This is a genomic window from Corallococcus macrosporus, from assembly GCF_017302985.1.
Lineage (GTDB): Bacteria > Myxococcota > Myxococcia > Myxococcales > Myxococcaceae > Corallococcus > Corallococcus macrosporus_A.
The window spans coordinates 2,760,458-2,787,455 of the sequence record NZ_JAFIMU010000007.1; the positions used below are offsets into that span (position 1 = coordinate 2,760,458).

Annotated in this window: 23 protein-coding genes; 12 read left to right on the forward strand and 11 right to left on the reverse strand. The window is 70.5% G+C overall.

Annotated features, from left to right (window positions below; genetic code table 11):
• Nucleotides 1–6: 6 nt before the first annotated feature.
• The 3 genes from JYK02_RS23830 to JYK02_RS23840 form a co-directional block, all read right to left on the reverse strand.
• A complete protein-coding gene (locus JYK02_RS23830; protein ID WP_242588864.1) occupies nucleotides 7–3,357 on the reverse strand; it encodes an ATP-binding response regulator in 3,351 nt (1,116 codons plus the stop codon).
• 176 nt (nucleotides 3,358–3,533) lie between these two features.
• The gene (locus JYK02_RS23835) at nucleotides 3,534–4,136 is read right to left on the reverse strand and encodes a DedA family protein (protein ID WP_207054269.1); all 603 of its coding nucleotides are present in this window, start codon (nucleotides 4,134–4,136) and stop codon (nucleotides 3,534–3,536) included.
• Between the two features lie 17 nt (nucleotides 4,137–4,153).
• Entirely contained in the window at nucleotides 4,154–5,236 is a 1,083-nt protein-coding gene (locus tag JYK02_RS23840; RefSeq protein WP_207054270.1) for an AI-2E family transporter, read from the reverse strand.
• A 415-nt stretch (nucleotides 5,237–5,651) separates the two neighbouring features.
• Between JYK02_RS23840 and JYK02_RS23845 the strand changes: the two genes are divergently transcribed.
• Complete coding sequence (locus tag JYK02_RS23845; RefSeq protein ID WP_207054271.1) at nucleotides 5,652–6,173, forward strand: hypothetical protein; 522 nt, start codon at nucleotides 5,652–5,654, stop codon at nucleotides 6,171–6,173.
• A gap of 49 nt (nucleotides 6,174–6,222) precedes the next feature.
• Nucleotides 6,223–8,304 (forward strand): S9 family peptidase, encoded by a 2,082-nt coding sequence (locus tag JYK02_RS23850; RefSeq protein WP_207054272.1) that lies wholly within the window; start codon nucleotides 6,223–6,225, stop codon nucleotides 8,302–8,304.
• Between the two features lie 14 nt (nucleotides 8,305–8,318).
• Here the strand turns inward: JYK02_RS23850 and JYK02_RS23855 are convergent, their stop codons facing one another.
• The 5 genes from JYK02_RS23855 to JYK02_RS23875 form a co-directional block, all read right to left on the reverse strand.
• Nucleotides 8,319–9,086, reverse strand: coding sequence for a hypothetical protein (locus JYK02_RS23855; RefSeq protein WP_207054273.1), 768 nt, complete (start codon nucleotides 9,084–9,086; stop codon nucleotides 8,319–8,321).
• A complete protein-coding gene (locus JYK02_RS23860; protein ID WP_242588865.1) occupies nucleotides 9,083–10,153 on the reverse strand; it encodes a hypothetical protein in 1,071 nt (356 codons plus the stop codon). The genes JYK02_RS23855 and JYK02_RS23860 overlap by 4 nt, the downstream gene beginning before the upstream one ends.
• A gap of 164 nt (nucleotides 10,154–10,317) precedes the next feature.
• Entirely contained in the window at nucleotides 10,318–10,911 is a 594-nt protein-coding gene (locus JYK02_RS23865; protein ID WP_207054275.1) for a GNAT family N-acetyltransferase, read from the reverse strand.
• Between the two features lie 133 nt (nucleotides 10,912–11,044).
• Nucleotides 11,045–12,343 (reverse strand): OmpA family protein, encoded by a 1,299-nt coding sequence (locus tag JYK02_RS23870; protein ID WP_207054277.1) that lies wholly within the window; start codon nucleotides 12,341–12,343, stop codon nucleotides 11,045–11,047.
• A gap of 33 nt (nucleotides 12,344–12,376) precedes the next feature.
• Nucleotides 12,377–12,739, reverse strand: coding sequence for a DUF4398 domain-containing protein (locus JYK02_RS23875; RefSeq protein ID WP_207054279.1), 363 nt, complete (start codon nucleotides 12,737–12,739; stop codon nucleotides 12,377–12,379).
• 250 nt (nucleotides 12,740–12,989) lie between these two features.
• On the opposite strand from JYK02_RS23875, the gene JYK02_RS23880 reads away from it, so the two are divergent.
• The 5 genes from JYK02_RS23880 (at nucleotide 12,990) to JYK02_RS23900 (ending at nucleotide 16,161) form a co-directional block, all read left to right on the forward strand.
• Nucleotides 12,990–13,874: a 5'-3' exonuclease gene (locus JYK02_RS23880; RefSeq protein ID WP_207054281.1), complete on the forward strand. Its 885-nt coding sequence runs from the start codon at nucleotides 12,990–12,992 to the stop codon at nucleotides 13,872–13,874.
• A 7-nt stretch (nucleotides 13,875–13,881) separates the two neighbouring features.
• Complete coding sequence (locus JYK02_RS23885) at nucleotides 13,882–14,322, forward strand: group II truncated hemoglobin (protein WP_207054283.1); 441 nt, start codon at nucleotides 13,882–13,884, stop codon at nucleotides 14,320–14,322.
• Nucleotides 14,319–14,771 carry a type II toxin-antitoxin system RatA family toxin gene (locus JYK02_RS23890; RefSeq protein WP_207054285.1) on the forward strand — a complete coding sequence of 151 codons (453 nt, stop codon included), beginning with the start codon at nucleotides 14,319–14,321 and terminating at the stop codon, nucleotides 14,769–14,771. The genes JYK02_RS23885 and JYK02_RS23890 overlap by 4 nt, the downstream gene beginning before the upstream one ends.
• A gap of 9 nt (nucleotides 14,772–14,780) precedes the next feature.
• A complete protein-coding gene (locus tag JYK02_RS23895; protein WP_207054287.1) occupies nucleotides 14,781–15,599 on the forward strand; it encodes a hypothetical protein in 819 nt (272 codons plus the stop codon).
• Between the two features lie 82 nt (nucleotides 15,600–15,681).
• On the forward strand, nucleotides 15,682–16,161 hold the full coding sequence (locus JYK02_RS23900; protein WP_207054289.1) for a hypothetical protein: 480 nt from the start codon (nucleotides 15,682–15,684) through the stop codon (nucleotides 16,159–16,161).
• 16 nt (nucleotides 16,162–16,177) lie between these two features.
• Here JYK02_RS23900 and JYK02_RS23905 read toward each other — a convergent pair whose 3' ends face one another.
• Nucleotides 16,178–17,032, reverse strand: a complete 855-nt coding sequence (locus JYK02_RS23905) for a hypothetical protein (RefSeq protein WP_207054291.1) — start codon at nucleotides 17,030–17,032, stop codon at nucleotides 16,178–16,180.
• Between the two features lie 131 nt (nucleotides 17,033–17,163).
• On the opposite strand from JYK02_RS23905, the gene JYK02_RS23910 reads away from it, so the two are divergent.
• The 4 genes from JYK02_RS23910 to JYK02_RS23925 all read left to right on the forward strand — a co-directional run bounded on the left by JYK02_RS23910 (nucleotide 17,164) and on the right by JYK02_RS23925 (nucleotide 22,852).
• Nucleotides 17,164–17,883 (forward strand): sterol desaturase family protein, encoded by a 720-nt coding sequence (locus JYK02_RS23910; protein WP_207054294.1) that lies wholly within the window; start codon nucleotides 17,164–17,166, stop codon nucleotides 17,881–17,883.
• 49 nt (nucleotides 17,884–17,932) lie between these two features.
• Nucleotides 17,933–19,729, forward strand: coding sequence for an amidase (locus JYK02_RS23915; protein ID WP_207054296.1), 1,797 nt, complete (start codon nucleotides 17,933–17,935; stop codon nucleotides 19,727–19,729).
• A 139-nt stretch (nucleotides 19,730–19,868) separates the two neighbouring features.
• Entirely contained in the window at nucleotides 19,869–21,635 is a 1,767-nt protein-coding gene (locus JYK02_RS23920) for a glycoside hydrolase family 88 protein (RefSeq protein WP_207054297.1), read from the forward strand.
• An 86-nt stretch (nucleotides 21,636–21,721) separates the two neighbouring features.
• Nucleotides 21,722–22,852 (forward strand): spore photoproduct lyase family protein, encoded by a 1,131-nt coding sequence (locus JYK02_RS23925; protein WP_207054299.1) that lies wholly within the window; start codon nucleotides 21,722–21,724, stop codon nucleotides 22,850–22,852.
• Between the two features lie 35 nt (nucleotides 22,853–22,887).
• On the opposite strand, the gene JYK02_RS23930 is transcribed toward JYK02_RS23925, so the two are convergent.
• Nucleotides 22,888–23,949, reverse strand: a complete 1,062-nt coding sequence (locus JYK02_RS23930) for a FadR/GntR family transcriptional regulator (protein ID WP_207054301.1) — start codon at nucleotides 23,947–23,949, stop codon at nucleotides 22,888–22,890.
• A gap of 780 nt (nucleotides 23,950–24,729) precedes the next feature.
• Between JYK02_RS23930 and JYK02_RS23935 the strand changes: the two genes are divergently transcribed.
• The gene (locus tag JYK02_RS23935) at nucleotides 24,730–25,770 is read left to right on the forward strand and encodes an alpha/beta fold hydrolase (protein WP_207054304.1); all 1,041 of its coding nucleotides are present in this window, start codon (nucleotides 24,730–24,732) and stop codon (nucleotides 25,768–25,770) included.
• Here the strand turns inward: JYK02_RS23935 and JYK02_RS23940 are convergent.
• Nucleotides 25,713–26,972 (reverse strand): hypothetical protein, encoded by a 1,260-nt coding sequence (locus JYK02_RS23940; RefSeq protein WP_242588866.1) that lies wholly within the window; start codon nucleotides 26,970–26,972, stop codon nucleotides 25,713–25,715. The genes JYK02_RS23935 and JYK02_RS23940 overlap by 58 nt on opposite strands.
• Nucleotides 26,973–26,998: the final 26 nt, after the last annotated feature.

Here is a 26,998-nt window from a genome sequence, read left to right on the forward strand (position 1 = left end):
AGGCGCTCAGGCCCGGGCCTCGGGCGGCAGCGGCAGGTCGATGATGAAGGCGGCGCCCTGGCCTTCGCCGCTCCGGAGGACCAGCTTGCCGCCGTGGCCCTCGACGATCTGCTTGGCGATGAAGAGGCCCAGCCCCAGGCCGTGCACGGAGCGGGGCGGACCGCCGCGCTCGAAGCGCTCGAAGACGCGGTCCTGGTGTTCCTGGGGGATGCCCGGGCCGCCGTCCGACACGTAGAGGATGAGCCGGCCGTCGTGCTTCCGCAGCCCGATGCCGAGCGGCGTGCCCGGCGCGTACTTGATGGCGTTGGACACCAGGTTCGTCAGCACCTGCTGCATGCGCGAGCGGTCCCACCACACGCGCAGGTTCAGTTCCGCCCGCAGTTGCAGGACGCAGTGGGCCCGCTCCATCTGCTCGTGGAAGGTGTCGAGGACCTCGTGCACCAGCTCCATCGGGTCGCTCTCCTCCATGTGGAAGTCCAGCTTGCCGGCGCGGATGCGGGAGACGTCCAGCAGCTCGTCCACCAGCCGCGACATCCGCTCCACCTGCCGCTGCGCGGACTCCATCGCCGCCGTCAGCTTCTCCGGGGAGGGCGGCTCGCCGCGCTTGGACAGGCGACGGCGCGTCATCTCCAGGTGCAGCATCAGCGCGGTGACGGGCGTCTTCAGCTCGTGGGACGCCACGCCCAGGAAGGTGTCGCGCGCGGTGAGCGCGTGCTGCAGGTCGTGCGTGAGGGCCTCCAGTTGCTGGCGCGCGCGGGTCCGCTCGCCCACCTCCTGCACCGCGACGAGCAGGCCCTGGATGCGGCCCTCGCCGTCGCGCTGGGCGTGGATGTCCAGGTCCAGCAGCAGCTCCTTGAGGCCGCCCTGTCCGTCCGGCTGACGCGCGGGCACCTCGCGGCCCACGAAGGGCTCCCCCGTGCGGTAGACGCGCTCCAGGTGCTGGAGCAGCAGGCCGTGCCCGCCCTCCGGCTGCGCGTCGCGCGCGGGCCGTCCCAGCATGTCCCGGCCCATCAGCTGCGCGAACATCGGGTTGATGACCGTGAAGACGAGGTCCGGCCCCGTCATCACGCACATGGCCGTGGGCGCCTGCATGAAGAAGTCGGACAGCTGCTGACGGGCGCGCCCCAACTGGAGCTGGCTGTCCACGCGCGCCTGCAATTCGCGCGCGGAGAAGGGCTTCACCAGGTAGTCGTCCGCGCCGGCCTGGAGCCCCTCGATACGGGCCTCCTCGCCCGCGCGCGCGGACAGCATGATGAAGGGGATGCCGCGCGTGCGCACGTCACCGCGCAGCTTCTTGAGCAGCCCGAAGCCGTCCAGCCGCGGCATCATCACGTCGCTGAGGATGAGGTCCGGCCTCCAGTCGAGCGCCGCCAGGAAGGCCGCCTCGCCGTCCGCCACCGCGCGCAGGTCCCAGTGCGCCGCCAGCAGGCCGCTCACGTACGCGCGCATGTCCGCGTTGTCGTCCGCGACGAGGATTCGCCCGCGCCCCGGCGGCAGCGCGAGCCCCGCGCCCAGTTCGCCCAGCGCGTTGGCCCGGGTGGAGGGCGTCACCAGCTCCGGCACCGCCAGCGGGATGGACTCCGGCGCGTCCGGCAGCCAGCGCAGCGCCTCCTCCGTGAAGGCGGACCCCAGCTTGCCCGCGTGCGGAGTCCCCTCTTCCTTTTGAATCAGCTCGGCGGGCAGGTGCGCGCGGCCCAGCGGCAGCTCCACGCAGAAGGTGCTCCCCTGGCCCTCCGTGCTGCGCACGCCCAGCGTTCCGCCGTGCAGCTTCACCAGCTCCTGGATGAGCGCCAGCCCGATGCCGGTGCCCTCGTGCGTGCGCCCTCGCGAGGACTCCACGCGGTGGAAGCGCTCGAACACGCGCGGCAGCTCCGCCTCCGGGATGCCCGTGCCGGTGTCCTGCACGGTGAGCCGTGCCTTCGCGCCCTGGCGCTCCAGCCGCAAGGTGACGCCGCCGTCGAGCGTGAACTTGAACGCGTTGGAGAGCAGGTTGAGGACAACCTTCTCCCACATGTCCCGGTCCACGTAGACGGGCTCGCCCAGGTCCCGGGCGTCCACGGTGTACTGGAGCCCCGCCTTCTCCATCGCGGAGCGGAAGACGCTGGCCAGGTCCTCGGTGAGCCGCGCGAGGTCCGTGGGGTGGAAGCTCGCCTTCACGCGGCCCGCCTCGATGCGTGAGAAGTCCAGCAGCGAGTTGACCAGCTTCAACAGGCGCAGCGCGTTGCGGTAGGTGAGCTCCTGGCGCGCGCGCTGGGCCGGCGGCAGCGGCGAGGACGTGTCCGCGAGCGACTCCTCCAGCGGCCCCAGGATGAGCGTGAGCGGCGTGCGGAACTCGTGCGACACGTTGGAGAAGAACGCCGTCTTCGCCCGGTCGATGGCCGCCAGCGCCTCCGCGCGCTGCGCCTCCGCCTCGTAGGCGCGCACGCTGACGACGGCGTTGGTGACGGTGGCCTGGAGCTGCTCGTAGAAGCTCCGGTAGCTGTCATCCAGTGCGCGGCGGGGGCTGACGCCGGCCACCAGGTAGCCGAAGGGCTCCGCCATGCCGGCCGGGTGGATGGGCAGCACGCGCGCGTGCACGGGCGGCTCCTCGTAGGGGCCCAGGGCCGTGTCCAGCGGCGCGCGCGGGACGCTCACGGTGTCCCCGTCCGCGGTGGCGAAGGGCCACGGCCCGTCCAGCCCCGCCTCCTCCGGGCTCCACGCGCTGCCCGGCGGCAGGCCCATGCCGCCCACCCACCGGACGCGCGGCGCGGCCTCGTCGCGGCGGTAGAAGAGGAGGAAGGGCACGTCGAGCGCGGCGTCCGGCTGCAGTTGCGACAGCGCGGCGCTGATGTCCTCCAGCGTCTTCACCTTGCCCAGCAGGGCGGACAGCTCGCGCAGCGTCTGCGTGCGCCGCGCGCTGAGCATCTTCTCCGTCACCTCCGTGATGGGGTGGAAGAGGCCGCCCACGCCCCCGGACTCGTCGCGGATGGGGCTGAAGGAGAAGGTCATGAAGGCCTCCTCCAGGTAGCCGTACCGGTCCAGGAACATGCGCTGGTTCTCGATGTAGGAACCAATGCCCGTGCCCGCCTTCTCGAACACGCCGCCCACCACCGGCAGTGCCGTGGCCCAGCATTCGCGGAAGGGCTGGCCCATGGCCTCCGGGTGCTTCGCGCCGCAGATGGGCCGGTAGCTGTCGTTGTAGAGCTGCACGCGCTCCGGCCCCCACGCGATGAGGATGGGGAAGGTGGAGGACAGGCACAGGCTGACGGTCGTGCGCAGGCTCTGGGGCCACGTCTCCACCGGCCCGAGCGGCGTCTTCGACCAGTCCATGGAGCGGATCAACCGGCCCATCTCCCCACCGCCCGACAGCCAGTCCATTCCAGCCTCCGGAGACGGCACCGGCGTGGGAATGGCCTGGGGAGTGCTGGGATGTCGCATGAAGCCTCGGAGGGGGTGCCGGACTGGGATGTTCGTCCAATGGAACCATTCAAGAGATAGCGAAAATCTCCAGCCCCGGACCGTCCCTGATGGAGCAAGTGTGAGCTTGCTTGCTTCTAGACCCGGGAGTGTTCGCGGGAATGCCGTACGGCCAGCACCCCGAGCAGCGCGGCCACGCCCGCCAGCGCGACGAAGTGCTCCGCCCGGCCCACGCCCCTGGCCACGCGGTCCACGCTCGCGGAGCCCAGGTAGCCCAGCGTCACCACCAGGGGCGAGCTCAGGCACAGCGCCAGCCCGTCCCAGAGGAGGAAGCGGCGCAGGGGCATGCCCTCCGCCGCGGCCATGGCGAACACCGGCACGCGCAGCACGGACATGAACCGGCCGATGAAGACGACCCGCGGGCCGTGCTTCGCGTACAGACCCTGGATGCGCGCGCGGCGCTCCGGCGGGAAGAGGCGGCGCGTGCGCCGGTGCGTGTACAGGGCTTGTCCCAGCCGCCGCGCCGTGAGGAAGAGGACGGTGTCGCCGCACAGCACGCCCACGAAGCACAGCGCGATGGCGGCCGGCAGCGGCATGGCCCCCCGGTGCGACAGCACGCCCGCCGCCAACTGCACGAGGTCCTCCGGGAACGGCAGCCCCAGTCCGCCCCCCACGAGCACGAGGAAGACGAGCGGCCCGGAGCCGTGCGTCAGCAACAACTGGAGCGGTGAAGCGGACATCCGGGCTCCTCGGCCCGTCAGGGCTCGGGGAGGACGGCGCCGGCGCGGCGCTCCTGGCGGAAGAGGAGGACCTCCCGGACGATGATCTGCACGGTGGCCGCCACGGGCACGGCCACCACCGCGCCCACGATGCCCGCCAGCTCCACGCAGAACAGCACGGCGAGCAGGGTGACGAGCGGGTTGACGTGCACGGTGCGCTTGAACACGAGCGGCGCCATCACGTTGCCCTCCAACTGGCCGTAGAGCAGGAAGTAGATGAACACCGCCAGCGCCTTCCACAGGCCGCCGGTGGCCAGCGTGAGCAGCGTGATGATGCCGCCCGCGATGATGGGGCCCGCGTAGGGCACCAGGCTGGAGAAGCCGCTGGCCACGCCCAGGGGCAGGTAGAAGGGCATGCCCAGCACCGCCAGCATGGTGGTGGTGAGCGTGGCGTTGATGGCGCAGATGAGCGTGATGCCGGACAGGTAGCCGCCCGTCGCGCTGTACACGTTGCGCAGCACGCGCACGTAGCGCAGCCGGTGGTCAGGCCGGGCCAGGTCCAACAGGCGCCGCAGCATGCCGCCGCCGAACACCAGCATGAACACCACCAGGAAGAACACGGTGAGCATGCCGCCCAACAGGCCTACCACGCCGCCAATGGCGCTCATGAGCAGCGAGGGCAGGGGCCCGGCGAGCGCGGGCGTGGCCTCCTCCAGCCGCTCGTTCCAGCCCAGGCTGTGGAGCCGCTGGTTGAGCGCGCGCAGGATGCCGGTGCCGCGGACCTGCTTCCACAGCTGCGGCCACTGCGTCACCAGCGCGTCCACCTGCTCCACCAGGTCCGGAATCACCAGGAGGCCCAGCGCCGCGACGGCGACGAACAGCGCGAGGAGCACCAGCGTGATGGCCTGCCACCGCTTCAGGCCGCGCTTCTCCAGCCGTGACACGCCGTGCTCCAGCGACAGCGCGATGAGCGCCGCGATGCCGGTGAGCGTGAGCGCCACGCGCGTCTTGGCGACGAGCACCACCAGGACCATCACGCCCAGCACCACCATGCACACGGTGAGCACCGTGCGCGGCGACACCTGGGACTTCGGCTGCGGTCGGACCTCGGGCTCGGACACCAGGGGGGCTCCTTGAGGGCGGGCCACCGGCTTCGGGCCCCATGTCCTGCGGATGCGACATCCCCCGTCCCGCGGCAACCACCGTCGTCCTCCAAGTGTGCGCGCCGGGCCCGGGCCCGCCCCAAGCGTCCGGAGGGTGACACCCGCGGGCCGCGAAGCACCCCTGCCGGACGCAATCACCGGCCGCGCGGTTCGTCACCCGGACAGCCGGAAATGACCGGCCTGGCCGCTGGCCCGCCCGTCCCCGCAAGGCCCTCGCGCGTCCGCAACGCGACGGCGCCGCGCTGGGGCGTCCGGCACCTGACGCACCGGGACGTCGCGGAAAAAAGGGACAGCACGGTTTGCCGGGCCCGCGCGTCAGACGGGGATGGGAACCTTCGTGGGAAGGGACTTTCGCGGGCCGGGAGAGGACACCATGAAAAAGATGGGTGAGCAGGAGCTGGAGGGGGTGCGGCGGGAAGCCCTCGAGACGGAAGCCCGGTGGCGCGGGCTGGCGAACAAGCTGGCGGAGCTGGGCGGCGAGGAGATGGACGCGCAGCTCCTGGTGACGTTCCGGAGCGCGCGGGACGCGGGCGCGGTGCCGCCCGACGCGGGCTTCTTCCTCGTCGCGCACATCCTGACGGCGATGGCGGACGAGGCCATCGCGGAGGACCCGCGCGTGCGGCTGCGCGCGAGCGAGCTGGACGCGATGGAGCGCGACTACGGCCTCACCGGCGAGGGCTGGCCGGAGGGCGACCTTCCGCCGGAGGAGTGGGAGGCCCTGTGCGTGGAGTACGAGCGGGCGTGTGACGAGGCGCGCGCCGCGTTCTTCCGCGCGTACGGCGAGGAGGAGATGGCGCGGCTGTACGAGCATCAGCGCGTCACCTTCCACCACCGCTTCGAGAGCGGCCGGCGCTTCTTCCACGGCCTGCCCATGTTGCCCACGCAGCTGCACTGAGCGGTCCGCTACACTCCGCCGCCCTGGGTCTTCCTGACGGAGGCGGCGGATGCGAGTGGCGAGCCTGGCTGTGGCGGTGGGGTGCTGGATGTGGGGCGCGCTCGCGTCCGGGGCGGTGCCCGCGCCGCCCGCGTCCACGTCCACCCCCGCGCGGCTGGATGCGAGCGCGACGTACGAAGCGCTCCAGCGCATGGTGCGGATCCGCGAGGTGTCGCTGTCGCCGGACGGCACGCGGGTGGCCTGGGTGGAGTCGGTGCCGGGGACCGCGGAGGTCGCGAGGCTCCAGGTGAAGGAGCTGGCGCACCCGGAGCGGGCCCCGGTGCGCGTCACCGCGTCGAAGGACGGGGCGCCGTGCGCGGAGGGCTCGCTGGCGTGGAGCCCGGACGGCCGGCAGCTCGCGTTCCTCTCCACGGCGGGCGAGGGCCGCGCGCGGCAGCTCTACGTGGCGGACGCGTCGGGGGCGGGCGGACCCGCGCGCAGGCTCACGACGCTGAGGGGCGTGCTGGCCTCTCCGAAGTGGTCGCCGGATGGCAGGGCCGTGGGGCTGCTCGTCATCGAAGGCTCCGAGGACGCGCAGGGGCCGCGCGGGCCGGCGGCGCGGGAGACGGGCGTGGTGCAGGCGTCCCCTCCGGTGAAGCGCTTCGCGGTGGTGACGGTGGAGGACGCGCGAATGCGGTGGGTGTCGCCCGCGGGCCTCTTCATCCACGAGTACGCGTGGAGCCCGGACGGCGCCCGCGTGGCGGTGACGGCGTCGCTGCCGCCGGGGGACGCGAACTGGTGGAACGCGCGGGTGTACGCGGTGGAGACGGGCACGGGGGAGACGTCGCTGTTGCACGCGCCCCGGTGGCAGGTGGCGGAGCCGGCGTGGAGCCCGGACGGACGGCGGCTCGCGTTCATCGAGGGGCTGATGAGCGACGAGGGCAACACGGGCGGGGACGTGCTCGTGGTGTCGGTGCCGGAGCGGCTGGCGGCGAAGGTGCGGTTCGGGGAGAAGACGGTGCTGCCCACGAAGGTCCCGCCCGCGCTCAACCTGACGGAAGGCCTGAATGCGACGGCCACGGACCTCTTCTGGCCCACGGCGGAGCGGCTGGTGTTCGGAGCGCAGGTGCAGGGCGAGGCCGCGCTGATGGCGGTGGCGCCGGGCGGCGGCGAGGTGACGACGCTGTGGAAGGGGCCCGAGCACGTGGCGGTGTCGCTAGGGAGGGACGGCGTGACGAGCGCGGTGGTGCGCGACTCCTTCACCCGGCCGCCGGAGGTGTGGACGGGGCCGGTGGGGGCGTGGAAGCCGCTGACGCGCCTCAACGCGGACGTGCGAGTGCCGGTGGGCGACGTGCGCAGCGTGACGTGGACGAGCGATGGGCAGTCCGTGCAGGGCTGGCTGGTGTTGCCGGTGCCGGACGCGTCCGGGCGCAAGGCGCCCATGGTGACGGTGGTGCACGGCGGGCCCGCGGCGGGCGTGCTGTCGACGTTCAACCCGCAGACGACGCTGTTCGTGGCGCGGGGCTACGCGGTGTTCATGCCCAACCCGCGCGGCAGCTACGGCCAGGGTGAGGCGTTCGTGCAGGCGAACCGCCGGGACTTCGGCTTCGGGGACTTCAACGACGTGATGGCGGGGCTGGATGCGGTGCTGGCGTCGGCGCCGGTGGACCCCGCGCGGCAGGGCATCACGGGGTGGAGCTACGGCGGCTTCCTGACGATGTGGGCGGTGACGCGGACGCAGCGCTTCCAGGCGGCGGTGGCGGGCGCGGGCATCGCGAACTGGCAGAGCTACTACGGCACGAACCACATCGACACGTGGATGCTGCCGTACTTCGGAGCGTCGGTGTACGACGAGCCGGAGGTGTACACGCGCTCGTCACCCATCAACGGCGTGAAGCAGGTGCGCACGCCCACGCTGGTGCTGCACGGCGAGCGGGACGTGGAGGTGCCCGCGTCGCAGGGCTACGAGTTCCACCGGGCGCTGAAGACGCTGGGGGTGAAGACCCAGTTGGTCATCTACGCGGACGAGGGCCACGGCCTGCGCAAGCCCGAGCACCAGAAGGACCGGCTCTTGCGCACGCTGGACTGGTTCGACGCGAACCTGCCGGCGGCACCGGAGTCGAAGCCGAAGGTGCGGGCGCCCGCGCGCTGAGTGGGTGCTGGGGCTCAGAGTTCCGCGAACAGGTCGACCGCCGCCTGGGCGAGCAGGGCCTGCTCGTCTGGATCGAGGCTCGTTGCGTAGCGGATGACGTCGCGCGGGCCTGGGGAGTCCGTGTTCCAGAAGAGACTGAGCAACCTGTCCCGGAGCGCCCGCCCTTCTTCACCTGCCTGCAGCAGGGAGGCGCGCACTGACTGGATGCCTACCAGCTTCACATAGGCAAACATGTCGAAGCTGTCCTTGGTCTTGTCGGGCCGCTGCTCGCGCTTGGCGCGTTCCTTCATCGCGAGGAAGCCAACCGCATCCGGTATCAGGATCCGCAGAGGCTTTCCTTCGGCAAGGACCACCGCATGACTTCGACGGAGCGCCAGCCGTGCATCCGGCAGGGGCGTCATTCCGGTTGGCAGTTCGTCGCGGTCAACGTCCTTGGGGGCGAAGAGGTCCACGTCCATTGGCCCACCGGGGAGAGACTTCGACCAGCGAAACTCCCGGGTCCTTTCATATTCCCTCTGCCTGAGGATGTCCGGAAGGCGCTGGGCCATGAAGTCCGAGCCATCCACGTCGAACAACAAATCCGGCTCATAGGAGAAGCCTCGCTCGACCACGATGCCGGTATCGGTCTCGATGGCGATGACCCCGGTCCCACCCCTCTGCCTGGCCTCCAACGCGAGAACCTGCCCGCCAATGAGCATGACCCGGCTGGAAAGGTCCCCCAGGTCGAGCATCAGCTCGCCCAACTCACCGAGGACCTCGTCGAATCGCTCTTCGTCCGTCATCGAGGCTCATCCGAAAGAGGAAGGGTCCGCGCGAAGCGCCGCACCAGTTCATCTGCTTGTTCAGGGCCCCTGCCGCCACTCTGATGGAAGTCCACGGCCAGCTGGGGCAGCGCGACCGCCGGACCGTGCGGTAGCTGCCGCTGCGCGTGGTACACGCCCCCCGCATCGGTTTCGGCGGCAGGCTCCGGACGAAGCACGAAGAAGTTATGTGGGGTCATCCGGCGAAGTCCGAAGGCCGTGAGAGCCGCCTCAAGGGCGCCAGACAGGTAGATGCCGTGGGGGATTCCGGAGACGGAACGCTCGTCGGGCCGCAGGGCGCTCGCCAGCGTGAACGTGGAGCGGATGCCCTGGGAGGCCAGCAGGGCATGGGCCTTGTTGAGCAGGTCTGGGGTCGTGGATGGAGCGTTGAACCCTTCCCGGGTGACGGCCGTGGGCTTGTCGCTCGTCAGCCATGCTCTCAGCAGTGACACCGGATCGCGAAGCCGGAAGCCGGCGCTGCGGCCTCCCTCGACGAAGCCCTCCTTCAGGAGTCTCGTGGTGACGCCATGAGCGTAGGAGTAGCTCGTCTGGGTCTGCTCGGAGAGTGCGCGAATGGTCCAGCTCCGGTCAGGGGACTGGAGCAGGACTCGCACGAGTCGGCACCCCTTGCCGTGAAACAGGGGCTCGCGAGGGGTTCGCTCCAGTGGCCGACGCCCTTGCACCCGGATGAAGGTGCTGCCCGTGCGCAGGAAGCAGGTTCCTCGCATGTCGATCAGGCCCAACTCCTCACGCTCGCAGAGGTCGATGACGTTGGCGGATGCTGAATCCGTGACGAGCATCGGAAGTCGGAGGACAGGCAGCGAGCGCGGATCCGCGTCCCGGCGTTGAAGCTGCTCGCGCAGGGCGAGCAGCTTGTCGCGTTGGCTCAGCACATCCGCGGGGAGCAACGGGGCGCGATATCCCAACAACACGGGAACGCGGACCTCCGTGAGATGGACCTCCGCGAGGTCGTAGAGGGATTCCCCGCCGGGACCCACCCGAGGCACCACGATTGCCTCCTGGTGCACCAGCTTGACGCCGCGCGGCATCGGCGGCGGATTGCGCCAGAACTCTTCACGGAAATGGGAGGACCCAGCTCTCATTCAATTTTGTCGATATTGGAGTTTAAACTCCAAATAGGGGCTTTAAAGCACCTGTTATAGGCCAATATCGACAAAATTGAAGGAATCGTAAGCGCCCGTGCGGAAGCGGCTCAGGGCCCGCCGCGGACGCCGGCTTCCGGGGGGGCCACGAGTGAGGTGAGCACGTGGTCGCGCCACTGGCCATTGATGAGGAGGAAGTCGCGCGCGTAGCCCTCGGGGATGAAGCCCAGGCGGCGCAGGACGGCGGCGCTGCGCAGGTTCTCCGGCAGGTGGTTGGCCTGGAGCCGGTGCAGGCCCATGGCGCCGAAGGCGAAGTCGCAGAAGGCGCGGAGGGCCTCGGTCATGAGGCCCTTGCCCTCGTGGCGGTGGTCCAGGCCATAGCCCAGGTCCGCGGCCTGGAGCGGCCCCCGGCGGATGTGCGCGAGCGTGGCGTTGCCGATGACGGGCGCGAGCGCGAGGGGCGGGCCCTTGGGCAGGAGGAACACGCGCAGGGACACGTCGTGGCGGAAGTCCTCGCGGTCCTGGGCCAGGCGCGTGCGCCAGTAGGAAGTGGAGAAGAAGGTCGCGGGGCGGTCCGGAGACACCGGGCCCAGGTGGTCCTTGTTGGCCACGTGGTACGCCAGCACCCGCTCCGCCGCGTCAGGCGGCAGCAGCATCAGGTGCAGGCGCTCGGTGGTGAGCAGGACGGGCGACTTGTCGGTCATGGCGGAGCCGGACTTCAAGGGTAACCCGCTCCCACGGGACGTGCGCGCCTGAAGCGCGAGTGAAGAAAAAGGTCCCCACCCGCGGGGGAGTGGGGACCTTCAGGCTCGGGGCCTTGGAGCCGCGGGCGTGCGCCTACTGCCCGTGGTCCATGGGCTGCTGCGGCACCTGCTGCTGGGCGCCGCTGCCCGTGCCCTGCTGGGGCTGCGGGCTCTGGTGGTCGATGCCGGCGCCGTGCGGCTCGGGCTGCGTGCCGCTGCCGCCCGTGCTGTCCGGCTGCGCGTTCTGGCCCTGCTCGTGGTTGCCCTGGGGCTGCTGCTCGGCGCCGCTGCCGCCCACGCCTCCCGAGCGCGACGGCTGCGCTCCGGCCACGTTGCGCTCCACCACGATTTCGACGCGGCGGTTGTTCGCGCGGCCCTCCGCCGTGCCGTTCGACGCCACCGGCCGGTCCTCACCCATGCCGCGGATCTGGATGCGCTCCGCCGGCACGCCCTGGTTCACCAGGAAGTTCCGCACGCTCTCCGCGCGGCGCTCGGACAGCTGCGCGTTGTAGTCCTCCGTGCCGCGCGAGTCCGTGTGGCCCTCGATGAGCAGCGGGCTCTTCGACTCCTTCAGCGCCGTGGCCACCTCCGACAGCCGGTCGCGCGCCGCCGGCAACAGCTCCGTCGCGTTCGTCGCGAAGAGCACGCTGCCCGACAACGTCACCACCGTGCCGCGCGCCTCCTCGCGCACCTTCACGTTCTCATCCTGAAGCCGCGTCAGCGCCTGCGACGCGCGCTGCTCCGCCTGGAGCCGCGCCTGGCGCTCCTGCTCCAGCTCCTGCGTGCGCTGCTGGAGCTGCTGGTTCAGCTCGGCCAGCCGCTGCGCCTCGGCCTGCTGCTGCTGGAGGCGCTGCTGCATCTCCGCCTCCATCTGCTGGCGCTGCTGCGCGTCCGCCGAGCGCATGCGCTCGGCCTCCTGCGCGCGCTGGGCCTCCAGTTGCTGGCGCTGCTGGTCGAACTGCTGGCGCTGCTGCTCGTAGAGCTGGCGCTGCTGTTCGTACCTCGCGCGCTCCTCCTCCTGCTGACGCGCCAGCGTCTGCGCGCGCGACTCCTGCTGCTGTCGCAGGGCGGCCTCCGCCTGGGCCCGCTGCTGCGCGGCCAGGTCCGCCTGGCCGCGCGCCTCGGCGATCTCCGCCTTGCGCAGGGCCACGTACGCCAGCGAGCGCGTCCTCACCGAGCCCTTGCTCTCCGCGTACTCGTTCTCCGCCTCCTGCAGGGCCGCGCGGGCCGCCGCCACGTCCGCGGGGCGCTCGCGGCCCTCGGGGCTCTTCGACACGTCGTCGTAGGCCTGGCGCGCCGCCGTCAATTCACTGGGCGGGGGCCCATGGGCACACCCCACCGCGAGCGCGGAGGCTCCCGCCACCGCCAACCATCCAAGTTTCCAACGCTGCATGACACGCTCCTCACAAGACTAGAGGTGGGGGACTCACTGACCGCTGCGCATGGACTCGACCTGCTCGGAAGCCCGCCGCGCCTCGCTCTTCAGGGGCACCGCCCGGGCCAGCGCCGCCGCCAGGTCCGCGTCCGCCGCCGCCTGGCGGAAGCGCAGCTCCGCGGCCTCCTGCTCGCCCTCTTGAATCAGCCGCTCACCGTCGGCGATCTGCTGGCGGGCGAACTCCAGGTGGCGCGCGGCCTCCGGCACGTTCGGCGCCTGCGAGTTCTCCGCCGAGCGCAGCGCCGCCTCCGCCTGGACGCGCTGCTGATGGGTGGACGTGGGAATCACCTGCTTGCTTGCACAGCCAAGGGCCGCGACGGACAGCAGGGCGGCGGCGAACAGCTTCGGGCGCATGGATCACCTCATGCCGGTGGAAATGCTGGGACGCTCCGGCGCGGCCCAGAGGGAGTCGGTCAGAAAATGGGCGGTGTGCACGCGGACGGCATCGGCGACCCATCCGCGCCACGGACGCTGGCCAAGGGGGTTGACAGGCGTCGTGTAGGGAACGAGGCGCACAGGCGGGAGGCGCCGCGCAGGGCCGGTTCCCGCCTGGGCCGCGCACAGGCTGCTGGCCGCGCGGCGGGAGGGACGCTAGAGGGGGAGCATGCGCCTGCACCTCGTGGACGGCACGTATGAGCTGTACCGGGCCCACTACTCGCCCCGGCCGGGCACCACCGCGCCGGACGGGCGCGACGTGAAGGCCACGGCGGGCGTGATGGATTCGCTGCTCGCCCTCCTGCATGACGAGGAGGAGGCCGTGACGCACCTGGCGGTGGCGTTCGACAACCCCATCCGCTCGTTCCGCAACGCGCTGTTCGCCGGTTACAAAGGTGACGAGGGCGTGCCGCCGGAGCTGCGCGCGCAGTTCGACCTGGTGGAGGAGGCGGTGGCGGCGCTGGGCGTGCGCGTCTGGTCCATGAAGGACCAGGAGGCGGACGACGCGCTGGCCACGGCGGCGGCGCGCTGGGCGGGCGAGGTGGAGCAGGTGCGGCTGCTCACGCCGGACAAGGACCTGGGCCAGTGCGTGCGCGGCCAGCGCGTGGTGCAGGTGGACCGGCGGCAGCAGAAGGTGATGGACGCGGAGGGCGTGAAGGCGAAGCTGGGCGTGGCGCCGGAGAGCGTGCCGGACCTGCTGGCGCTGATGGGTGACGACGCGGACGGCATCCCCGGGCTGCCGGGCTTCGGGGCGAAGGGCGCCTCCGCGGTGCTCCAGGCGTATGGACACCTGGAGGCCATCCCGGACAGCGCGGCGGAGTGGACGGTGAAGGTGCGGGGCGCGGACAAGCTGGCGGCGACGCTGAAGGCATCTCGCGAGGACGCGCGGCTGTACCGCACGCTGGCCACGTTGGTGGAGGACGCGCCGCTGCCGGGCACGGCATCGCTCGCGGACCTGGAGTGGAAGGGCGTGCCGGAAGCGCGCTTCAAGGCGTTCTGTGAAGGATTGGGATTGAAGAGCCTCCAGCGCCGGCCGAAGCGCTGGGCGGCATGAGGAAGCCATGAGCATGGAATTGAAGCCCCCGCCGTCGGACGGCTGGGTCCCCACGCTGGACGACACCCCCTTCACCCGCATGGGCGGCGAGGAGGCCGTGCACGCGCTGGCGGAGGCCTTCTACGACGTGATGGACGCGGAGGAGCCCGCGCTCGCCGCCATCCATGAGCTGGATGAGCAGGGCAAGGTGAACCGGGGCACGCGCCAGCGCTTCGGCATGTTCCTGGTGGGCTGGCTGGGCGGGCCGCAGCACTACAGCGCGACGCACGGACACCCCCGGCTGCGCATGCGCCACGGGCACCTGCCGGTGGACACGGCGATGCGGGACGCGTGGCTGCGCTGCATGCAGAAGGCCATGGATCAGCGCGGCATCAGCGGCGGCCTGCGCGGCTTCCTGAACGACCGCTTCGCCCAGGTGGCGGACTTCCTTCGCAACACGGAAGGATGAGGTTCACCGAGTCCATCCGCATCCCCTGTCCACGCGAGCGCGTCTTCGCGTACACGCAGGACTACGGGCAGCGGCTCGTCTGGGACACGTTCCTGCGCGAGGCGGTGCTGATGGACGGCGCGACGGAGGCCGGGCCCGGCGTGAAGGCCTGGTGCGTGTCGTGGCATGGGCTGGGGATGGAGACCGAGTACGTGTCCTTCCAGCCGCCCGCCGTCACCGCGGTGAAGATGACGCGGGGCCCGCGCCTGTTCGAGAGCTTCGCGGGCTCGTGGCGCTTCGACGAGGACGGCCCCGGCGCCACGCGCGTCACCTTCACGTATGCCTTTGAGCTGCGCCGTCCCTTCGGCGGGCTCACGCCACTCCTGAAGTGGACGCTGACCCGTGAGGTCCGCGGGCGGCTGGAGGACCTGAAGCGGCGGCTGGACGCGGATGTCCCTGGCCCGGCATAGACTGGCGGGATGAGCACGCGGCTACAGTCGGCCCCCGTCACGCCGTCCCTCGATGAGCTGGTGCCCCTGTTCGAGGAGGCGGCGAGGGCCACCGGCTCCTCGCGGGCCCTGAAGGCCGGGTACCTCAACGCCATCATCGCCCGGTGGGTCCAGACGGAGGACCCCGCGACGCTCGCGTCCGCGCTGCACGCGCTGCTGGCGAAGGAGGGCGTGAAGCAACTGGTGGATGAGCAGGGCACGCCCGTCAGCACCGCCGCGACGCAGGCGCTGCTGGCCATGTCCTATCCGCATCCGCTGGAGGTCACTCCGGAGGAGCTGGAGGCGCTGCGCCGGCAGCAGGAGCCCGCCGTGCCGCCCGCGCCCAGGGGATGGATGCTCACGGTGCTGACATTGGCGACGCTGCTCCAGGCCGTCCTCTTCGTCATGGCGGACGACATGCGGCGCATGTTCCACGGGCTCACCGCGGATCAACTGGCGGGAGTCGGGCAGCCCCTGTCGCCTCCGCCGGACTCGGGTTGGGTGAGCGCCCTCCTCGACAAGCTGGAGAGGGACGTGTGGCGGCCCGTGCAGCCCCTGGTCCCCTGGGGGCAGGTCGCCCTCGCCGCGGTCCTCTATTACTTCGCCACGGCCCTCGCGACGACGGCGCGGGAGCGCACCCTGGCGCGGCGTGGCTTCCTGGGGCTGGGCGCCGTGGGCTTCGTGCTGGGCCTCTTCCCGATGCACTACTACCAGCACTGGGGAACGCTGACGGCCGCGCTGGGCGCGCTGCTCGCGGGCCTGATGCTGCGCGTGCCCAGGGCAGCGCCGTCCGTCCCTCCGGCCCCCTGAGTGCTCGCTCGCTTTGCCGTGGCCGGATGGGCGCGGCGGTCCCACCCTCCAGCTTCACCTCGTGGCTGGGGAGGGTGGACCCATGCGGACGAACAAGGACCTCTGGACGGCGGCGGGCTTCGGCGTCCTCGCCGGGATGCGGAGCATGACGGCGCCCGCGTTTCTCACACGGGAGCTGTCGCGCAAGCCGCCGCGTGCGTTGAAGCGGGCCTTGCCGGGCCTCACGTCGAAGAAGGTGTCCCAGCGCCTGGGGCTCCTGGCGCTGGGGGAGCTGGTGGGAGACAAGTCTCCCAAGACGCCAGCGCGCACCGTCTTTCCGGTCCTCACCGGCCGCATCCTGTCCGGGGCCATCACCGGCGCCGCCGTGTCACGAAACCGCAAGGGCGCGAAGCTGGGCTTCGCCCTTGTCGGGGCCGCCGCCGCCATCGCCTCCAGCTACTTCTTCGTTGGCTTCCGCCGCCTGTTGACGCAGAGGCTGCGCGTGCCGAACGTGGCCGCGGGCCTGGTCGAGGACGGCCTCGCGCTGGCCCTGGGCTCCCGCCTCACGAAGGCGCTGCGCTAGGCCCTCGTGCCGAGGCTCACCCCGGCGCGGCCTTGCCGGCGGTGAGCCGCGCCTCCAGCCGCGTCAGCACCGCGTGCTCCGCCCGCGCCCGCTCCGCCAGGGGCGCGAAGAGCAGCCGCGAGCGCAGGCCCATGCCTTCGCTCAATTCGAACTGACGCAGGTCCTCCGGCAGCGTGAGCAGCACCTCGCCCAGCGGCCGCACCCGGTGCAACTGGTACGACCCCGCCGCCTCCAGCGCGCGCACCACGTCCGCCACGGGCTCCGCGCGAGCCAGCGCCTTGCGCGACTGTTCCTCGTACCGCAGGCCCGCCTCCACCCGCTCCTCCAGGTCCGCGAGCACCGCCGCCGACGTGCGCTGCGCCTCCTTCACCAGCCGCAGCGGATCCAACGCCCGCTCCACGCGCCGGCGCACCGCCGGGGACAGCGCCCGCGCCCGCCCCTCCACGCGTGACAGCACCGCGTCGCGGTAGCTCGCCGCGAAGCAGACCGCGAACAATGCTTCCTCCAGCGGCGCCCGCTCGCGCGCGGCCAGCCCTTCCGCCAGCGAGCACAGCCCCTCGCCCGTGAGCACGTACCGGCGTCCCCGGGGCAGCCCCTTCACCGGCGCGCTGGTGCTCGCCTCCGCGTGGCCCGCGCGCACCAGTCGCTCCAGCGTGCGCCGCACCTGTGTCAGGTCGATGTCCTGCGAGGGCCGGGTGACGTCGTGCTCCACCCAGTTGGTGAACAGGAGGAAGAAGAAGCGCACGTCCGACACGCGGAAGCCGCCCGCGCGGGCCCCCGCCCCGTGCGCCGCGAGCAGCGCCGCCTGCACGAAGGTGGCCTGCGTGTCGATGTATCCCAGCCGCGCCGTCAGGGTGCTGTTCCGAGCCATGCCCGGGAGGATGCCAGCCTCCGCCCATCCCGTCCCCTTCCTCCCTGGTGACAGTGTCTGCCCGGGGAGAGGCATTGGCGGGCGCGTCATCCGTAGAAGGGGCGGTCTGGAAGTCACGAAAGGGGTTTCCCATGCTGCCCTGGCTCGTCCTCGTCGCGGGTGTCTGCTTCCTCATCGAACGGCTGTCACTCGGCTGGAAGCTGCCCCGGGTGCGCGGGTGGCACCTGCGCGTGGTGCTCATCAACCTGGCGCAGGTCGGCGTGGTGGTGCTGGGCGGGTACACCTGGGACCGGTGGTTCTCCGCGCACTCGGTCTTCCACCTGTCCCGGTACGTGGGCCCGGGGGTGGGCGGGGTGCTGGCCTATCTCATCGCCACGTTCGTCTTCTACTGGTGGCACCGCGCCCGCCATGAGAGCGACGTGCTCTGGCGGCTGTTCCATCAAATCCACCACAGCCCCCAGCGGCTGGAGGTCATCACCAGCTTCTACAAGCACCCGCTGGAGATGGCGGCCAACAGCCTCATTGGCGGGCTGCTCGTCTACACGGTGCTGGGGTTGAGCCCGGCGGCGGGCGCCGTCTACACGGCCTGCTGCGCGCTGGGCGAGTACTTCTACCACACCAACATCCGCACCCCGCGCTGGGTGGGCTGGTTCTTCCAGCGGCCGGAGATGCACCGCATCCACCACGAGTACGGCAAGCACCGGAACAACTACGGCGACCTTCCCATCTGGGACATGCTCTTCGGCACCTACGACAACCCCGCCACCTGGGACGCCACGTGCGGCTTCGACGACGCGAAGGAGCAGCGGCTGGGAGACATGCTCGCCTTCCGCGACGTGCACCGCTCGTAGGAGGTGGCACACTGGCGCCCCCTTCGCTTCCTCCGTGAGGTTTCGCGCCATGGCCAGCTCGCGTCGGCAATTCCTGACCCACACCGTGATGGGACTCGCGAGCACCGCGGTCTCCGCGGCACCGGACGCGGGCACGTCCGCGCCGCCCGCTGGAGCGCCGCCCACGTTCGGCGCGGGCCCCACGGTGGGACCCGAGGTCAACCCCACCACCTTCGCGGAGGCCGAAAAGCTGATGCAGGTGAAGCTCACGCCCGCCGAGCGCGCCCAGGCCGCCGGCAACTGGCGCGTGTCCATGGCCCCGCTGCACGAGCGCCGCACCGGCCCGCGCAAGCTCGCGCTGGAGCCCGAGCTGTCACCCGCGTCGCAGTGGAACCCCTCGCTGCCGGGGCTCAAGCCCACGGCCCCCGCGAAGGACCGCTTCGTGCGCGGCCGCGACGCGAAGGTGCCGCTGCCCGCGAAGGAGGAGGACATCGCCTTCGCGCCGCTCACGCAGCTGTCGCGCTGGGTGGAGTCGCGCGCCCTCACGTCCGAGCGGCTCACGCAGCTCTACCTCTCCCGGCTGAAGCGCCATGATCCGAAGCTCCAGTGCGTCATCACGCTGACGGAGGAGCTGGCGCTCCAGCAGGCCCGTCAGGCGGACCGCGACATCGCGGCGGGCCGCTACAAGGGGCCATTGCACGGCATCCCCTGGGGAGCGAAGGACCTGGTGGACACCGCGGGCATCCGCACCACCTGGGGCGCCGAGCCCTTCCGCGACCGCGTCCCCACCACCGACGCCGCCACGGTGGCCCGGCTGCACCGCGCGGGCGCCGTGCTGGTGGCGAAGCTCAGCCTGGGCGCGCTCGCGCTCAACGACGTCTGGTTTGGCGGCGAGACGAAGAACCCGTGGCTGCCGGAGGAGGGCTCCTCGGGCAGCAGCGCGGGGCCGGGCGCGGCGACGGCCGCGGGGCTCGTGGGCTTCTCCCTGGGCAGTGAGACGGGCGGCAGCATCATCTCGCCGTCCATGCGCTGCGGCATCACCGGCCTGCGCCCCACCTACGGCCGCGTGCCGCGCACGGGCGCCATGACGCTGTGCTGGTCGCTGGACAAGCTGGGGCCCATGACGCGCGGGGTGGAGGACTCGCTGCTGGTGCTCGCCGCGCTCAACGGCCCGGACGCGGGCGACGTGGCCAGCGTGCCCGCGAAGCTGGACTTCGACGCGAATGCCCCCGTGAAGGGCCTGCGCGTGGGCTACGTGCCCGCGTGGATGAAGGAGAGCCCCGCCACGGACGTGGACCGCCAGGCGCTGGAGCGGCTCAAGAGGCTGGGGATGACGCCGGTGGAGGTCCAGTTCCCCGACTGGCCGTACTCCACCCTCAACGTCCTCCTCTTCGCGGAGGCCGCCGCCGCCTTCGAGGAGCTCACGCTCAGCCACGGCGTGGACGCGTTGAAGATGCAGACGCCCGACGCGTGGCCCAACCTCTTCCGCCAGGCCCGCTTCCTCTCCGCGGTGGACTACGTCCAGGCGGACCGGCTGCGCCGCAAGGTGGCCCAGGAGATGGCGCGCATCATGTCCCAGGTGGACGTGCTGCTCGTGCCGTCGCTGCGGGACGAGGCCCTCACCATCACCAACCACACGGGCCATCCTTCCCTCACGCTGCGCACCGGTTTCGTGGAGGTGTCCAGGGCCCGCAGCGACTGGGCCCCGGACCCCAAGCGCCCCCTGCCCACCTTCGCCACCCCGCGCCGCGTCCCCCACGGCGTGACGCTCATCGGCCAGCTCTTCGACGAGGGCACCCTGGGCCGCGTGGGCATCGCGCTGGAAAGGGCCTCCGGCGTCGCCGGGGAGCGTCCGCCCGGCTTCTAGGGACGGCGGCCCGGGTCGGGTAGGGCACACCCCGTCCCTCCGCCAGGGTGGGGGGAACGGCCCGCTTGCGACCCCGGGGCCGGTGGTCCCCGGGGTGGCACACCGACACCTTCCGCGCCTGTCAGACAAGGGAGGGTGTATGCGATTGTCCAGGCCCGGAGTGACGCTGTGGTGGATGTTGGCGCTGCTGGTGGCGCCGGTGGCGAATGCCTTCACGGATGCGGACGCGGTGCGTGTGTTCACGTACGCCCGCGCGCAGCTCGCGGACACCATCCTCGAGCTGCCCGGCGTGACCCGCTCGCCCAAGGCCTCGCTGTCCAACGGGACGTGGACCACGGTGGCCAACACGGACCGCATCGCGTGGACGCAGGGCTTCTTCCCCGGGAGCATGTGGTTCATGTTCCAGGTCGCCAACGAGCCCTACTGGCGCGACCGCGCGGACCTGTGGACGCGCCCCCTGGAGGTCCAGAAGACCAACACGGAGACGCACGACCTGGGCTTCAAGATGTACACGAGCTACGGCAATGCCTGGCGGCTCACCGGCGACCCCTACTACCGCGACGTGCTGCTCACCTCCGCGGCGTCGCTGGCCACGCGCTACAACAGCACCGTCGGCATCATCGATTGTTGTGATTGGAACCCGAACTGGAACATCCCGCTCGTCACCGACACGATGATGGACATCGAGCTGCTGCTCTGGGGCGCCCAGAACGGCGGCCCCGCCGTGTGGCGCACCATGGCGGTGAACCACGCGCTGCGCACGCTCCAGGACGCAGTGCGCGCCAATGGCAGCTCGTTCCACTACGTGGACTACAACAACGACGGCACCATCCGTTCGCGAGGCACCTTCCAGGGCTACTCCGCCAGCTCCACCTGGGCGCGCGGGCAGGCGTGGCTCATCTACGGCTACACGATGGTCTACCGCTACACGCAGGACGCGCGCTTCCTCACCGCGGCCCGCCGCGTGACGGACTGGTACCTGGCGAACCTGCCCGCGGACCGGGTGCCCAACTGGGACTTCAACGCGCCCAGCCAGTCCAAGGACTCGTCCGCCGCGGCCGTCGTCGCGTCCGCGCTGCTGGAGCTGAGCACCCTGGAGACGGACGCCACCCGGCGCACCACGTACCGCAACGCCGCGCTGGCCATGCTCGACTCGCTGGCGTCGCCCGCGTACTTCGCGCAGGGCACCAACAGCCCGGGCCTGCTGTTGCACGGCGTGGGCAACTACCCGGCGGGCCAGGAGATCAACGTCAGCCTCATCTACGGCGACTACTACTTCCTGGAGGCGCTGCTGCGCTTCAACCCGCGTCCCAACTACCCCTGGTACTCGAAGCTGACGCTCTCACGCGGCCAGCACCTGCTGGGCACGAACAACACGGGCGTGCGCATCGTGGAGTTCGACCTCACTCCGCTCCGGGACAACCTGGGAGGCGGCGTGGTGGGCTGGACGGACAGCTCCACGGAGGTCACGGCCTTCAACCGGCTGAACATGGCGGTGCGCATGAGCGAGGATGGCATCTTCCAGGTGCGCAACGGCGCGGGCTACTCGTGGATCCGCCGGGTGCCGTACGTGCGAGGCCAGACGTACCACTTCCGGATGAACGTGGACCTGCTCGCGCAGCGCTACACCGTCTGGGTGACGCCGCCCGGCGCGGCGGAGTTGCTGCTCGTGGACCGCGCCGCGTTCCGCTCGGACGGACCGCCCATCAACGACCTGGGCCGCGCCGCGGTCATCTCCACCGTGGAGGACAGCGACTTCCGGGTGAACAACCACCGCGTCTACGCACCCACCGCCAGCGTGGCGGCCGCGCTGGACATCCCGGCGCCCATGCCGGAAGCCCTATGGAGGGAGTTGGACGCCCCTGAGCGCATCTCCCGGGGCCCCGTCGTTCCGTCCGAGCGCTGACAGCAGGCCCCTGTCGGGTGGCCCGCCCGGCGTCAGGGAGGGCCACCGCGGGTGCATGTGGGACGCAACGCGGTTACATCCGCCGGGTGACGAACCTGGACCTCTTCCTCCCGGACCCCGCCCCGCGCCCCGCCGCCGTCCCCGCGGGCCCTGGCCCGCTCGACCGGCTGCTGAAGGTGTCGCGCATCTACCTGGAGCCCGCCGTGAAGGAGCACGCGCGCGGGCGGGAGATATTGGCGCGCTACCCGGACGCGGAGCGGGTGGAGGTGGCCTCGCACCAGCACATCCCCGGCCTCTTCGGCAACGAAGGCAACGTGGAGGCGTGGAACCGCATCAAGGGCAGCACCCTGGTGTTGGGTGTGAAGAAGACCCTGTCCTTCATCGCCAACGACCGCAGCTCGGACTTCATCGCGCCGTCCACCGCGAACGGCTGTGTGATGGCGTGCGCGTACTGCTACGTGCCGCGCAACAAGGGCTACGCGAACCCGGTGACGGTGTTCGTGAACATCGACCGCATCCAGGACGCCATCCGCAAGCACGCGCACAAGCGAGGGCCCAAGCTGGAGCCCAACACCGTGGATCCCCACGCATGGGTCTACGACATCGGGTGTAACAGCGACTGCTCGGCGGACGCGGCCATCAGTGACAACGTGAGGGACCTGGTGCGGCTGTTCACCACGCTGCCCAACGCCAAGGCCAGCTTCGCCACCAAGCTGGTCAACCGCGAACTGCTCACCTACGAGCCCCAGGGCCGGACGCGCATCCGCTTCAGCCTGATGCCGCACGCGCCAGCGAAGCTGCTGGACGTACGCACCAGCCCCATCGCGGAGCGCATCGCGGCCATCGACGACTTCGTGGCCGCCGGCTACGAGGTGCACCTCAACTTCTCCCCCGTCATCCTCCACGAAGGCTGGCAGGACGGCTACGTGGAGCTGTTCCAGCAGGTGGACGCCAGCATCAGCGAACGAGCGAAGAAGCAACTCGCCTGCGAGATCATCTTCCTCACGCACAACGCGGGCCTGCACGAGGTGAACCTGGGCTGGCACCCGAAGGCGGAGGAGTTGCTGTGGCGGCCTGAAATCCAGGAGACGAAGGTTTCCCAGGGCGGAGGAGTCAACGTGCGCTACCGCACCGGCTTCAAGGGCCGCCACGTCGCGGAGTTCAAGGCCCTGCTGGCCAGGCACCTGCCGTACTGCCGGGTGCGCTACGCCTTCTGACCCGGTCGCACCAGTTCACGCAAAGGCCGAGTCCATCAAGGTGGGCCCTGCTCTTCGGGAGCAAAGGGCGGAGCGGGCCATGGAGAAGCCAAAGGCGCGCAGCCCGCCGGTCCGGTGGTGGATGGAGGCTCAGGTTGGAGAACCCCTTCCGGAGAGGAAGCGCTCGAACCCAGCCGACCTGAGGCCACACCCGTCACGTCCCCATCGTTGTGAGCCCCGCTGTCAGACGTCAAAGGAAGGGCCTCCTTGAACGCTGCCGTGTCATCGGTGTCCAAGGTGTCTGGCACAAGGCAGTCAAGGCCACGCTCCTCTCCACAGGTGCGTACCTCCAAAGTTCCATCTTGAGAGGAGGCTGGCATGGTGGCTTCGGGCTCCTCAGGAAGTACAGCCTCCCGAGGTGCAGGAGCAAAAGCGTCCAGCACGCCCTCATCGCAAGCCTTCATCAGCGCCGGCAACTGGTGCTGGAGCGTTCGCACATCGCGCTCGCCGAGGGCGTGCATCGCGCACGTGGCCCACTGGCGCAGGGCGTCTCCGCCCATGAAGGACAGCAGCCGGGCCGTGTTGCCTCGCAGGGCCCGTTGCAGTGACTGGATGAGGAGCAGATGCCCGGGACGAGCAGCCGCATGGGCCGCCAGCCGCAGCAATTCGAATTCCAGCTCCGCGCAGCGCTCTCCGGGGTGCCAGCGCGCCGCGTCCGAGAGCGCGTAACAGACGGACTCCAACTGGTCCACCTGCGACGCGGAGGCCTTCGTGCAGCAGTCGGCCAGCAGCTCCGCCAGCACCTGCCGCTTGAGGCTGAAGAAGCCCTCAAAAAGCCGCCGGCCCTCCTCGGTGTGCCGGTGATGCAGCGCCAGGCCCAGGTTCTCCAGCGTCAGCGACTCATCCAGCGCCACCGCGCGCGTCTTGCGACCGGGGTGCTTCACCACCAGGCCTCGCGCCGCCAGTCGCCGGAACGCCTCGCGCACGGTGCCCCGGCAGCAGTTGAACTCACGCGCCAGCTTCTCTTCCGAGGCGAACTGCCCCCTCGGCAGCATCCCCAGCGAAATGTAACGCTCGAGTTGCTCCTCCACGTACGCCACGCGTCCCACCCGCTCCATCACCGTCCTCCTCCTCACCCACGCCACGCGCATCCAACCACAGGGGTCTGACATGGACATGCGCACCCACCGCCCTCGTCGCCGCCCAGGACGGCCCGGTCCCGGGTGCCATGCGGCACAAACCTGTCCGACAGTCGGACAGGTTTGATGGACGTGGGCCGCCGTCCCCTCTGCCTCCTGAGTCGACGTGGCCTGTGGCCCATGGAATGCACCTGCCGACAGTCGGATCCGATTGATGGACTCAGGCACGTAGGTCCGGAGTCCTCGTGCCTCCTGCACTCGCGCAGCCTGAGAACCCATGCGGGACGAACGGGTCCGATTGTTGGATTGGTTTGGTTGACGCGGGATCGCTGTCCTTGGCACCCCTTGGATCGACGCGACGCCTGGTCCGGTTTTGTGGACGCGGGTTCTCTTCCTTTGGCGCGGAGTGCGGGCCCATTCGGCGAGTGGAACCATCGGTTGGGACCGGTTTGGGAGCTCTTGGCGGGCTTGGGGCGTGCGCCGTGGAGCACTTCGGCGCTCTGGGTTTGTTAACGCGCCTCTGGCGGACTACGGAGACGATTGGCTCACGCGGTGCTCCCGCGACGATTCAGGAGGCTTGCCATCACTCCGATGCGTTTCCTGCTGTCTGCTGCGTCTCATGTGGGATTGCCCTCTTCGCGTCGCGGCCTTGCGGTGCTCGCGCGGTGCCTTGTGGCCTGCGGCCTCATGTTGGGCGTGGCTTGTGCTTCCGCTCCGGCCGTGGACGCGCGGGCCATCATCGCCGACGCTCGGAAGATCGTGACCCGGAATGGAGTGGAGGAACTGCTCAGGATTCCGGTGGGCGGGACGGAACAGTGGATCTCCGTCCGGGGACGTGACCGGGACAACCCTCTGCTGCTGATGATCCATGGGGGACCTGCCTCACCGGAGCTTCCGACGAGCTGGGCCTTCCAGGATGGCTGGGAGGACTTCTTCACCGTGGTGCAGTGGGATCAGCGCGGCAGCGGCAAGACGTACAACGCGAATGACCCTGCCCGCATTGCTCCCACTTTGTCGCTCGACCGCATCACCGAGGACGCCGCCGAGGTCGTCCAGTTCCTTCGCAGCCGCTATGGCAAGGAGAAGGTCTTCGTCCTGGGACACTCCTGGGGGAGCCTCGTCGGGCTGTCGCTGGCCCACCGCCATCCGGAGCTGCTGTTCGCCTATGTGGGGATGGGCCAGGTCATCAGCGGCCAGGAGAACGAGCGCGTCAGCTATGCCCTCACGCTCGCCGCGGCGGAGGCGGCCCACCACTCGGAGGCCCTCCAGGAGTTGAGGGCGCTTGCTCCCTATCCGGAAGCGGATGGGTCACTGCCCCTCCAGAAGATTGGCGTCGAGCGCAAGTGGTCCAACGCGTTCGGCGGTCTGGTGCATGGCCGCGACGGCATCTCCCACTACCTCAACCTGGCTGAACTCTCTCCTGACTACACCGCTCGGGACGTGGCGGCGATGGACCTGGGCTCCCAGTTGTCTTTGCCGCTCCTGCTGCCGGACATGGCCCGGTTCGACTTCCTGCAGGTCACGGACTTCGGCTGCCCGATCATCCTCTTCGCGGGGCGGCATGACACGACGACGCCCTCGCAGATCGCCGCTGAGTGGCTCCAGCGGGTGCGCGCGCCGGCCAGACAGCTTGTCTGGTTCGAGCACTCCTCCCACATGATGATGGTGGAGGAGCCCGGACGCGTGCTCCTCCACCTGGTGCAGGACGTGCTGCCGCTGGCGGCGCGCGGCCCGGCCCAGGCTCAGTACTCGTGCTGGATGAGCCAGAACACCGCCGTGCGGTGCGACACGGGGAAGTAGACGATGTAGAGGTTGTGGAAGTCGTGCGCTCCCGCGGCCACCAGCGGGTCATCGTAGAAGTGCGCCACCTGCGGCACTTCCGTGCCGTTGCCCAGCTCCTGGGGCAGCACCTGCGCCAGGTCCGGGAAGGCCCACCCGATGCGGCCCGCGAAGTCCGCGTACGTCAGGTTCGGATAGCGCGTGAACTGCACGCGCTGGTTGGACGACAGCTCCGGCAGCGCGGCGAATGCGCCCTCCACCACCCAGTCCAGCTGCGTGGCCTGCGTATTCGCGATGGAGGGCACGTTGAACGTCCAGAGGAACTCGTCGCAATAGTTCTCGCCCGTCTTGCACCACGTGTGGCCCGTGGCTCGGGCCTCGTTGATGGCGTCGTTGTCCTCCAGCGCCGTGAGGGGCAGCGGGCCCGCGCCGTAGTACTTCTGGTAGAAGTCCTTGCACACCGGCCACATGCGCGACGTGAAGGCCGACTCGCCGTTGGCGCACCAGGGCTTCGCGCCTGAGGGCACCGCGCACTGCGACAGCCAGGCGTTGTGCGCGTCCTGTGCGTCCGTGCACTGGGGCAGCGCCTGCGCCGGCGTCACCTGCTGCGTCTCCACCACGCTCTCGTCACAGACCTCGATGCGCGTGGCCACGTCCAGGTCGCACGCGGTGAACAGGTCCTCCGGCGCGCAGGCTCCGTTGAGACAGCCCAGCGCCAGACGGAACTGCTTGCCCGCGCCCGTGCCGGTGCTCACCACCGCCAGATACTCGCCGCCCTGCGCCAGCGTCAGGCCCGTCACCTTGGACAGCTGGCCGTAGCCCGCGTCGTCGTCCTGCGCGAGCACCGTGGTGCCGTAGCTTCCATTGGCGTTTTTCGGGCCATAGATGAACAGGCCCGTGTCCAGGGACATGCTGCTGCCCAGGTGCGTCACCTCCAGGGCCACCTGCGCCCCCGCCGCCACGGTGAATCTGAAGGACAGATACTGCGGGTTCGTCGTGAACCGCGTCTGCACCGCGTCGTTCAGCCCCACCGGGCCCAGGTACGCCGTGCTGTCCACGATGTTTCCGCTCGCGGGCGCGGGCGGCGGGTAGAGCACCGGCTGCGTGCTCGCACCGACCTCCGCCGGTGCCTCCGGAGAAGCCTCCGGCTCCTGCGACGGACCACACGCCGCCACGAGCAACGACGGCACCAGCCACCACAGCCGATTCCAGGCGTGACGCATGAAACACTTCCTTGTCTTGGGGGAAA

Bases quoted from the DNA above. Each gene is read 5' to 3' on its own strand.
- JYK02_RS23905 (WP_207054291.1), bottom strand. From the start codon at position 17,032: ATGGCTCGGAACAGCACCCTGACGGCGCGGCTGGGATACATCGACACG.
- JYK02_RS23875 (WP_207054279.1), bottom strand. From the start codon at position 12,739: ATGCGCCCGAAGCTGTTCGCCGCCGCCCTGCTGTCCGTCGCGGCCCTT.
- JYK02_RS23860 (WP_242588865.1), bottom strand. From the start codon at position 10,153: ATGCCGCGCGGCGTCAAGCTGGTGCACCAGGAGGCAATCGTGGTGCCT.
- JYK02_RS23865 (WP_207054275.1), bottom strand. From the start codon at position 10,911: ATGACCGACAAGTCGCCCGTCCTGCTCACCACCGAGCGCCTGCACCTG.
- JYK02_RS23915 (WP_207054296.1), top strand. From the start codon at position 17,933: ATGGCCAGCTCGCGTCGGCAATTCCTGACCCACACCGTGATGGGACTC.
- JYK02_RS23885 (WP_207054283.1), top strand. From the start codon at position 13,882: ATGAGCATGGAATTGAAGCCCCCGCCGTCGGACGGCTGGGTCCCCACG.
- JYK02_RS23910 (WP_207054294.1), top strand. From the start codon at position 17,164: ATGCTGCCCTGGCTCGTCCTCGTCGCGGGTGTCTGCTTCCTCATCGAA.
- JYK02_RS23845 (WP_207054271.1), top strand. From the start codon at position 5,652: ATGAAAAAGATGGGTGAGCAGGAGCTGGAGGGGGTGCGGCGGGAAGCC.
- JYK02_RS23920 (WP_207054297.1), top strand. From the start codon at position 19,869: ATGCGATTGTCCAGGCCCGGAGTGACGCTGTGGTGGATGTTGGCGCTG.
- JYK02_RS23890 (WP_207054285.1), top strand. From the start codon at position 14,319: ATGAGGTTCACCGAGTCCATCCGCATCCCCTGTCCACGCGAGCGCGTC.
- JYK02_RS23880 (WP_207054281.1), top strand. From the start codon at position 12,990: ATGCGCCTGCACCTCGTGGACGGCACGTATGAGCTGTACCGGGCCCAC.
- JYK02_RS23900 (WP_207054289.1), top strand. From the start codon at position 15,682: ATGCGGACGAACAAGGACCTCTGGACGGCGGCGGGCTTCGGCGTCCTC.
- JYK02_RS23870 (WP_207054277.1), bottom strand. From the start codon at position 12,343: ATGCAGCGTTGGAAACTTGGATGGTTGGCGGTGGCGGGAGCCTCCGCG.
- JYK02_RS23855 (WP_207054273.1), bottom strand. From the start codon at position 9,086: ATGACGGACGAAGAGCGATTCGACGAGGTCCTCGGTGAGTTGGGCGAG.
- JYK02_RS23830 (WP_242588864.1), bottom strand. From the start codon at position 3,357: ATGGACTGGCTGTCGGGCGGTGGGGAGATGGGCCGGTTGATCCGCTCC.
- JYK02_RS23895 (WP_207054287.1), top strand. From the start codon at position 14,781: ATGAGCACGCGGCTACAGTCGGCCCCCGTCACGCCGTCCCTCGATGAG.
- JYK02_RS23850 (WP_207054272.1), top strand. From the start codon at position 6,223: ATGCGAGTGGCGAGCCTGGCTGTGGCGGTGGGGTGCTGGATGTGGGGC.
- JYK02_RS23930 (WP_207054301.1), bottom strand. From the start codon at position 23,949: ATGGAGCGGGTGGGACGCGTGGCGTACGTGGAGGAGCAACTCGAGCGT.
- JYK02_RS23940 (WP_242588866.1), bottom strand. From the start codon at position 26,972: ATGCGTCACGCCTGGAATCGGCTGTGGTGGCTGGTGCCGTCGTTGCTC.
- JYK02_RS23835 (WP_207054269.1), bottom strand. From the start codon at position 4,136: ATGTCCGCTTCACCGCTCCAGTTGTTGCTGACGCACGGCTCCGGGCCG.